Here is a 5,613-nt window from a genome sequence, read left to right as displayed (position 1 = left end):
ATGAATTTGGACGGGCGGTTTGACTGATGAATCCCCATGTCTAGAACACGACCATGCAGACCCCGGCTAGAAGAGCCTGTAATTAGGACGTCCGAAAAGAATCTGGAATTCTCCCGAAATTCAGAATCTAGATGCAGTCTAGATTTCATCCCTTTGCGATCGCGAAATCCTAGAAGAAATCTGGAGGACGCTGCATAAACCAGATGGAGGAGTCGTAGTGTTGGATGTGAGAGAAAACAATCCAAAATCACAACCTTGAAACTCACGAATCTCAACGCTTAAGTAACTGCATTTGCAACAGATGAGCCAACTCAAAACATAACACTCAACGCAAGATGCATAAATTAAGAGACGAGTCGTAGTTAACCAGTGAGACGGAAAACATTCTCAAACTCAAACACATTCTACTCAAAAAAGGAAACACGATCATGGCATCCGTAAAGTCTCTATCAATCTCCTTGTTTGGTCTTCTATCTGCAACATTGTTATCGGCTCCTGCCTTTGCTCAAAACGCCGCCTCTGTGATTCAAACCTCTGAGCAAAACGCAGCTCAAATTGGTCAGGGAAATGTGGCAGTACAAGGCAACATGCAATCAGGAATTGTAACTCAGACTGGCGTTCCCTTTCCCTTTGGTGGTGGAATTAATGGCGCAGTTGTTCAACAAGGTAGCGAGCAAGGAGTCGCTCAAGTAGGCATTGGCAACACCGCAGTTCAAGGAAATGTCACCACAGCCGATGTTCTGCAAGGTACACCTGGATATCCCTTCTACTACCCAGCTCCTGGCATCAATGGCGCAACGGTACTACAAGGCAGCCAGCAAGAAGTTCTGCAAGCTGGTTACGGCAACTCTGCTGTTCAAGGTAACGCAACCGATGCAACCGTGATTCAGCACTAATCTCAACTCTTGAATGACTGATCCTCACGCTTACGGTTTGCCGATTTCTCAATCCTAAAAATCGGCATTCCACCTGATTCATCCAACATCCACCATTCAACTTAATCAACCTAGGGAAATTCACATCATGTCTGCTAAATCCTTCAAATTCTGTGCACTGGCTGTTGTTACTTCAATCTGTGGTTTTGCGGCGGCTCCTGCCTTTGCTCAAAACGCAGCCTCTGTGATTCAGACCTCTGACCAAAATGTTGTGCAGAACGGTAGCGGTAATGTCGCAGTGCAAGGCAATGTGCAAACTGGAGTTGTGAATCAACTCGGCGGAGACGTCCCTTACGCTGGAATTCAATGCTTTGTTGCTCCTTGCCAACTCTCCGGAGTAAACGGTGCAGCGGTTGTACAAGGCAATCATCAAGCCATTGACCAAATTGGAGTGGGCAACACGGCAATTCAAGGCAACTCTAGCACGGCTAATGTACTGCAAGGCTTGGATTCCTACCCGTTCCCTTACTATCCGACTATGGGTGTGAACGGTAGCCAAGTGCTGCAAGGAAATGCTCAGACTGCAACCCAAGTTGGGGTAGGTAACTCTGCTGTTCAAGGTAACGCAGCAGATGCAACTGTATTGCAAGATTAAGGAAGTATATCAGCCACAAAATTGGATGACGCCCCGCGCTAAGGTTTGCCGATTTCCTCACCGCGCTGCTGCTAAAATCGGCAATTTCTTTCTGAATTTCTTGGGAGCACGATTGGCTCTCCCAAACTCACGGGGTTCGCTTCACGAAGTCCGTTGGTCGCTACTCACTCTTCATCTCTACTTATCCTTCGCTCTTTACACTCTGGAGATTATTATGTTCAAACCCCTCTCCCTTGGCTTACTCACTGCGCTTCTGCCTTTCTTGCCATCCTTGACGCCTGCTGCCTCTGCTCAATGTGTGATGTTGAATGTGTCTAACCAGCTAGCTATTCATGGCTCTCGCACGCCTTCGACGCAAGAAAACAACGTCAACATGGCAAGCACAGGAGACTGTGTTGGAAGAGCAGCCGTGACAACAAATGCTCAGACTGCTGTTACTCCTGGTGATGCTACGCAGATTCGTAACAGCAATTCTACGATTACCAATGGAGCGCAGGGTGTTCCAAACGTTCCGGGTCTAGGTGGTCCGACAATTCAGATTCCGGTCAACACTCAAGTTGATGTCTATAGTCCTGCACTAGATCCATCGTTTTTGAATGGACTCTTTAGCGGCATACCAAAGCCAAACATCAGCTAATGATGAGATGTACCAAATGATTCCAATTCCAATTGATGCAGAATTCAGTTGCCAATATCACCATCGATCTTCTCGTCGCTCGCAACTGGATTCTGGTCTTGCCTACTCCATTCGGAACCCCAATCGTCATGAACATTCAACTCTCCTCTGCTTGTGGAATTTTGGTTACTCTATTGTGTCTTATTGCTCAAACTGGATTCGCTCAGTCCTCGCTGCAAATTGGCAATGGTAAGATGATCATCCAGTCCAGAGCCGGCGCATTAGAATTGAATCATGGCAGTCAGACTCTCTCTTCCCACAATTTACTCGGCCAAACTTTAAAGGATCGCACCGCAGGTTGGCAAATGGAACCCTATTCAACTTCTCGCTCTTCTTCAGTGCAGCGATCGTCGATTACACTTTCTGCTAGGGCACTCAAACAGCCCTGTCAACTGACGATCTTGGCCCCAGGTGCAACTCTAACTGGGCACGTAAAAGTTGACGGTAAAGCAATTCGAGTATTGAAGGGCAGCACATCTTTTAATCTTTCTCCCTATTTATCTAAGGGTGTAAAAACTGTTGAAATTAGTGGTAACTCTTCTTCAACTAATACACCGATTCAAGTCAAACTTTCGGCAGTAGGAACGCAAGTATCGCAACAGACACATGGTAATGGAAAACTAAATCATGTGTTAGTCATTACTGTTCGATAGTATTGTCAAAAAGCGTAAATAGCAGCGTAAAAGTATTGTAATTATTTCTTGCCACTGATACTCATTTCAATTTTTGGGCTTATTAAGACGATGAAACTCGAACCCTTTGGAGATAACCGTGAAGTTCTTTAAGCAGCGCCATACTAAAGCATTAGTTCTCACCACAATCGGGCTGATCTGCGCTGAGTTGGCTACTACAATCAGTCCTGTTCAAGCTCAAACCGCATCCAGCAATCAAACTAGCGCGATCGGCAGTAATTCTGCGTTCAATCAGATTGTGCAATCTAACCCACAAGTGCCTGTTAATAATTCAACATCTAACTCGACATCTGTGAGTATCCCGATTCAGCCGTTGCAGATACCTAATGCTTACGTCAACTCAGAAAACGATTTTGGTATGAACTTATCGGTGGGTATCAACACAGCAGAGGCATCGAACGTCACAGTTTCTTTCGGTGTGATTTATCAGCCGGGTCGCTCAGAGGATCATCGAGCGCGAATGGCTCGATTACGTAAAGAAACTGAGATTTTGGAAGTTAACAGAAAAACAAGTGAAGCAAATTTAGCACTACTGCAAACGCAAATTCAGGAGGCGACCCTCCGGCTACAGAAGTTGCAATCGCCTTCACCCTGATGAGTTACGTCAATTCCTCAACGGTTTCTGCCATTTAGTTGAGCAAATTAGCAAGAGCGATCCTCCGGAGCTTGGCGGAGCCAATCGCGCCAATGATCCAGAATAAATCCACAATCAATATCGTTACAGCTAATACTTAGGTTTCAGCTAATACAATGATGTTGTCCTGAGGCGAAAAGATGATTAGTTGATCTTTTTTCGGATTAATCACAACTCCATAAGCCTTCGCCATGTTAGTAGCATCCGTTTTGCGACGATATCCAATTGCCGACTCATCCCGCCGCTTAGCTGCCTCAACAACGGTGTAGAAATTGATAGGATAATCAACAGCAACATAGTCATTTACAGGCTTGAGGTAAATTTCTGAGCCTTCTGAACCAAATAGGTCAGCAAACACAGCATTAAGGCTTTTCTGCTCAGCAACTTGAGCCAGCATCCGGCTCACAATTTGCTCACTAATTACAAAATCATCAGGGCGAGCCACCTGAGCAAGCGCCTGGTTACGCACATCCAAAATTTCGGTAACAATTTGAATGTTGTGATCACTGCGATCGGCAATATCTCGTAGATGCAATAGTGTTACTAAGGTTTGAGCATCGGCGTGTTCAGGCTCTAAGTCAGGGTTGCACAAAACAACCGCATGATCATAATCCGCTAAGTTCAGATCTTGTAACACTGTATGATCGGTGGGATTTCCCTGCCGATATCGCACCGTTTGACGCTGTAGCCCCAAGGTTTCTTGAGATAAATCAACTTCTGCTTCTGGAAACTCTGCAATGACAGTCACGGTGGAGCTTGGTGCAACATACTGGTCAAGCTGCTGAATAATGTCAGAAACGCGATCGCTCCAACCCAAAATTAAGGTGTTCTCTGCTTTGGCAGGATCGCGCTCTAAGCAGAGAATTGACTGATGATCAATGGGTGGTTCGGCGAGGTTTGAGAGATGAATCGTATCATCATCTTGGCTAATCAAAATGAGTTGTTCGCCTGCTTGTAGCTGAATGTCGGCAGGTGGATTGAGCCAAATCGTATCATCAGCACGTTTGATGCCAATCAGGGTAGAGTCTTTGTAAGCCAGGAGTGCATGACCATAAGGCTGCCCTTGCAAAGCTGATTCCTCTTTGAAATAGATTTCGTTGCCGCTGAAATCTAGCAAATCCATGTACACCGTGGATAGACCCGATTGCCGACAAGTTTGCACCACAATTCGTGAAATCAAGTCATTCGTGAGCAACACCTCGACTTCGTGCTGTCCAATCAATCTGATCACACTAAGGCTTTTGGCGTTCTGAACTTGAGCAACGATGTGATAGGGCTGAGGAGACGATCGAGGAATACTGGTAATTGCTAGCAGGGTTTTAATCAGTTGAATATCTGCGCGATCGTGGGATGGGTTTAGGACAATAATTGAACGTGCGGTTTGAATACTTACCATGCCCAAGTCAGCCATGTCGCTGGGGTTACCTGTGCGACAGACTAAACGAATATGGTGAAGTCTTCCAAGCGTCTCGTAAAGTGCAGTTTCCATTTGCACTTTATCTTCTTCACTCAAAATAACAATGCATGTATTAGGTCGATTGGCATTGGCTAGAGCTAATTCAGAGACGAGCGTAAAGACTTGCAGCGACCAGCCCAGAATCACCGTATGATCCACTTCAATGACACGCGATCGCCCCTTACGCAGGTCTTCTAACTTAGTATTGATGCCAGTGCTGAGCAAACCGATCAGGGTGCTAACGACAAAGAGCCCGCCAAACGTAACAAACAGCATGGTGAGGCGAAAGGCTCAACCCGTGTCACCGCCAACTGCGCCTGAGTCGAGGGTACGCATCAAGACACTCCAAATTGCCTCAAACGGGTTGAGACGCTCGCCGCCTTCAGGAGCGATTCCGATAAAGCTGACGAAAAAGCTCATCACCAGGATGAATGCAAAAGACACCAATGCCAGACCAATAATCAGCGCCGCCGTGCCTTTGGACATGAAGTTATCAAACTTGTAGCGTAGTCGATCAGTAGCGGCAATCCTACCCATTCTCATATGTTCCTTGGCTGGTATGCAGTGTAAGGTTGTGTTCTAGACCTGGGGAAAGGTAGCTAAACCGACAGCCCGAACTCGAATC

7 protein-coding genes are annotated in these 5,613 nt (G+C 46.2%); 5 read left to right on the top strand and 2 right to left on the bottom strand.

All coding sequences use genetic code 11. From position 1 onward, the window contains the following. Nucleotides 1-428: 428 nt before the first annotated feature. From AC5I6P_RS29180 to AC5I6P_RS29160, 5 genes are all read left to right on the top strand, one after another. A complete protein-coding gene (locus tag AC5I6P_RS29180) occupies nt 429-896 on the top strand; it encodes a hypothetical protein (protein ID WP_495697291.1) in 468 nt (155 codons plus the stop codon). 127 nt (nt 897-1,023) lie between these two features. Beyond that, a complete protein-coding gene (locus AC5I6P_RS29175; RefSeq protein ID WP_495697290.1) occupies nt 1,024-1,530 on the top strand; it encodes a hypothetical protein in 507 nt (168 codons plus the stop codon). A 214-nt stretch (nt 1,531-1,744) separates the two neighbouring features. Continuing rightward, nucleotides 1,745-2,167, top strand: a complete 423-nt coding sequence (locus AC5I6P_RS29170; protein WP_495697289.1) for a hypothetical protein — start codon at nt 1,745-1,747, stop codon at nt 2,165-2,167. A 35-nt stretch (nt 2,168-2,202) separates the two neighbouring features. Continuing rightward, nucleotides 2,203-2,859: a hypothetical protein gene (locus tag AC5I6P_RS29165; protein WP_495697288.1), complete on the top strand. Its 657-nt coding sequence runs from the start codon at nt 2,203-2,205 to the stop codon at nt 2,857-2,859. A 118-nt stretch (nt 2,860-2,977) separates the two neighbouring features. Next, nucleotides 2,978-3,493 carry a hypothetical protein gene (locus tag AC5I6P_RS29160; protein ID WP_495697287.1) on the top strand — a complete coding sequence of 172 codons (516 nt, stop codon included), beginning with the start codon at nt 2,978-2,980 and terminating at the stop codon, nt 3,491-3,493. 136 nt (nt 3,494-3,629) lie between these two features. Here the strand turns inward: AC5I6P_RS29160 and AC5I6P_RS29155 are convergent, their stop codons facing one another. Next, nucleotides 3,630-5,264 (bottom strand): CASTOR/POLLUX-related putative ion channel, encoded by a 1,635-nt coding sequence (locus AC5I6P_RS29155; protein WP_495697286.1) that lies wholly within the window; start codon nt 5,262-5,264, stop codon nt 3,630-3,632. 15 nt (nt 5,265-5,279) lie between these two features. Continuing rightward, nucleotides 5,280-5,525, bottom strand: a complete 246-nt coding sequence (locus tag AC5I6P_RS29150; RefSeq protein WP_495697285.1) for a hypothetical protein — start codon at nt 5,523-5,525, stop codon at nt 5,280-5,282. Nucleotides 5,526-5,613 lie beyond the last annotated feature (88 nt).

The organism is Myxacorys sp., from assembly GCF_059501405.1.
The sequence above is the reverse complement of the archived record's forward strand: the minus strand, read 5'-3'. Positions and strand labels throughout refer to the sequence as shown.

What these genes read in the sequence shown, in the direction of transcription:
- AC5I6P_RS29170 (WP_495697289.1), top strand. Translation starts at nt 1,745, where the DNA reads ATGTTCAAACCCCTCTCCCTTGGCTTACTCACTGCGCTTCTGCCTTTC.
- AC5I6P_RS29155 (WP_495697286.1), bottom strand. Translation starts at nt 5,264, where the DNA reads ATGCTGTTTGTTACGTTTGGCGGGCTCTTTGTCGTTAGCACCCTGATC.
- AC5I6P_RS29175 (WP_495697290.1), top strand. Translation starts at nt 1,024, where the DNA reads ATGTCTGCTAAATCCTTCAAATTCTGTGCACTGGCTGTTGTTACTTCA.
- AC5I6P_RS29180 (WP_495697291.1), top strand. Translation starts at nt 429, where the DNA reads ATGGCATCCGTAAAGTCTCTATCAATCTCCTTGTTTGGTCTTCTATCT.
- AC5I6P_RS29150 (WP_495697285.1), bottom strand. Translation starts at nt 5,525, where the DNA reads ATGGGTAGGATTGCCGCTACTGATCGACTACGCTACAAGTTTGATAAC.
- AC5I6P_RS29165 (WP_495697288.1), top strand. Translation starts at nt 2,203, where the DNA reads ATGCAGAATTCAGTTGCCAATATCACCATCGATCTTCTCGTCGCTCGC.